This window comes from Halobacterium bonnevillei (genome assembly GCF_009831555.1).
GTDB classification, from domain to species: domain Archaea; phylum Halobacteriota; class Halobacteria; order Halobacteriales; family Halobacteriaceae; genus Halobacterium; species Halobacterium bonnevillei.
Genome location: NZ_WUUU01000299.1, coordinates 1 through 1,898 on the forward strand (window position 1 = coordinate 1; position 1,898 = coordinate 1,898).

2 protein-coding genes, 1 tRNA gene and 1 pseudogene are annotated in these 1,898 nt (G+C 68.8%); 2 read left to right on the forward strand and 2 right to left on the reverse strand.

What is annotated here, in order from left to right; genetic code table 11:
* A pseudogene (locus GRX66_RS18585) lies at positions 1 to 196 on the forward strand (alpha-isopropylmalate synthase regulatory domain-containing protein); the annotation flags it as partial.
* 156 nt (positions 197 to 352) lie between these two features.
* On the opposite strand, the gene GRX66_RS18590 reads toward GRX66_RS18585, so the two are convergent.
* Positions 353 to 437, reverse strand: a tRNA-Ser gene (locus tag GRX66_RS18590).
* A 143-nt stretch (positions 438 to 580) separates the two neighbouring features.
* Here GRX66_RS18590 and GRX66_RS18595 point away from each other — a divergent pair.
* The gene (locus GRX66_RS18595) at positions 581 to 1,549 is read left to right on the forward strand and encodes an AAA family ATPase (protein WP_159527801.1); all 969 of its coding nucleotides are present in this window, start codon (positions 581 to 583) and stop codon (positions 1,547 to 1,549) included.
* Here GRX66_RS18595 and GRX66_RS20990 read toward each other — a convergent pair.
* The gene (locus GRX66_RS20990; protein WP_449271479.1) at positions 1,531 to 1,863 is read right to left on the reverse strand and encodes a DUF7519 family protein; all 333 of its coding nucleotides are present in this window, start codon (positions 1,861 to 1,863) and stop codon (positions 1,531 to 1,533) included. The genes GRX66_RS18595 and GRX66_RS20990 overlap by 19 nt on opposite strands.
* Between the last annotated feature and the right edge of the window lie 35 nt (positions 1,864 to 1,898).

The following is a 1,898-nucleotide window of genomic DNA, read 5'->3' on the forward strand; positions in this document are numbered from 1 at the left end:
GAGGACTACCACGTCGACGGCAATTACGGGCGGGACTGACGCCGTCGTCACCGTCCACGTCACCGTCACGCGCGGCGACCGCTCCGTCTCGGTCGACGCCAGCGACAGCGACATCACCGCCGCCAGCGTCGCCGCCGTCGTCGACGCGCTCGACCGCCTGCTCCCCGAGACGGAAGCCGCCCAGCCAGCCGACTGACTGCCAGTCCGGGTTCGGCACCCGGAGCGGGCACTCGACCCGAAGTCGGGGCGGAACTGAAAGGGGCGTTTGCGGGATGAAGGAGTACGAGACCCCGCGCTTCCAGGATTCGATAACTGCACGCTGAGAGCTATTCGTAGGCGATATCGGCAGAAGCGCCGAGGAGGAGATTTGAACTCCTGAGTCCGTGAGGACAGTTGCTCTCGAAGCAACCGCCTTGGCCAGGCTAGGCTACCTCGGCTCGTTCGATACGACGCGGTTGTCGGGTTTATGGATTTCGATTGGGGGCGTCGGTCTGCCGGCAGCGAACGGTCCGCGCGCGATAGGTCAAATCGTCATCCTGTCAACCGGTAACGCTAAACCGGGCGAGCGGTAGCTTCGCGTATGGACGTCACCACTGCGAGTGACGAGTGCGACGCCGTCCTGAGCGAAGTCGAGCGAGCGGTCATCACCGACCGCGAGTTCCTCGAAACGGTCCTCGTCGGTTTTCTGGCCGACGGCCACGTCCTCCTCGAAGACGTTCCCGGCACCGGGAAGACGCTGACTGCGCGGAGCGTTGCGACCGCGCTCGGCCTGGAGTTCAGCCGCATCCAGTTCACCCCGGACCTCCTGCCGGCGGACGTCCTCGGGACGCACGTTTTCAACGAGAAGACCCGCGAGTTCGAGTTCCAGCCGGGCCCCATCTTCGCGAACGTCGTGCTCGCCGACGAGATCAATCGCGCGCCGCCGAAGACGCAGGCCGCCCTCCTGGAGGCGATGGAGGAGGGGCAGGCGACCATCGACGGCGAGACGATGGCGCTCCCGAAGCCGTTCTTCGTCATCGCGACGCAGAACCCGGTCGAACAGGAGGGCACGTTCCCGCTGCCGGAAGCCCAGATGGACCGGTTCGTCGCGAAGGCCAGCATCGGGTATCCCGAGGAAGCGGGGGAACTGGACCTGCTGCGGCGGCGCGCCGGCCGCAGCACGCGGAGTCCGACCGTGGACGCCATCCTCGACGAGGACAGCGTCGTCGAGGTCCGGGAGACAGCGGAGGACATCCGCGTCGAGGGCGACCTCCTGCAGTACATCGTGTCGGTGGCGCGGGAGACGCGCGAGGACCGCCGCGTCGAGGTCGGCGTGAGTCCGCGTGGCACCCAGCGGCTGTTCGAGGCGGCGCGCGCTCGCGCCGTCGTGAAGGGGCGGGAGTACGTCGTCCCGGAGGACGTCAAGCGCCTCGCGAAGAACGTGCTCGCGCACCGCCTCGTGTTGACGCCGGACGCCGCCGTCGAGAACACGGACAAGCGCGAGGTCCTCGACGACGTCCTGGAGGCCGTCGAGGTGCCGACGGTGGGACGTCAGTCGCCGAGCGCGTAAGTCAGTAGGACCGCCGCGAACAGTAACGCGACCAGCGCCGTGACGGGTGCGCTGGTCGGCCCGACCTCGTAGATTCCGTAGCCGGCAGCCGCCGCCAGCGACGCGACCACCAAACTCCCGAACGCGTGCACGAGCGCGGACTGTCCGACCGGCGCGCGGGCGCCGACGTCGACGCCGAGCGTCACCGCGTGTTCGGCCGTGTCGTAGGCGATCAGTGCGCGGCGCCGCCGACCAGTGCGAGCGAGATCGGGAGGCCCGTGGCTGCGCCCACGACCGTCCCGGCGAACCCGAGCGCGCCGCCGATTGTGACGAATCGCCGGGCGCCCACGCGGGCGCCGTAGAGGAGGAC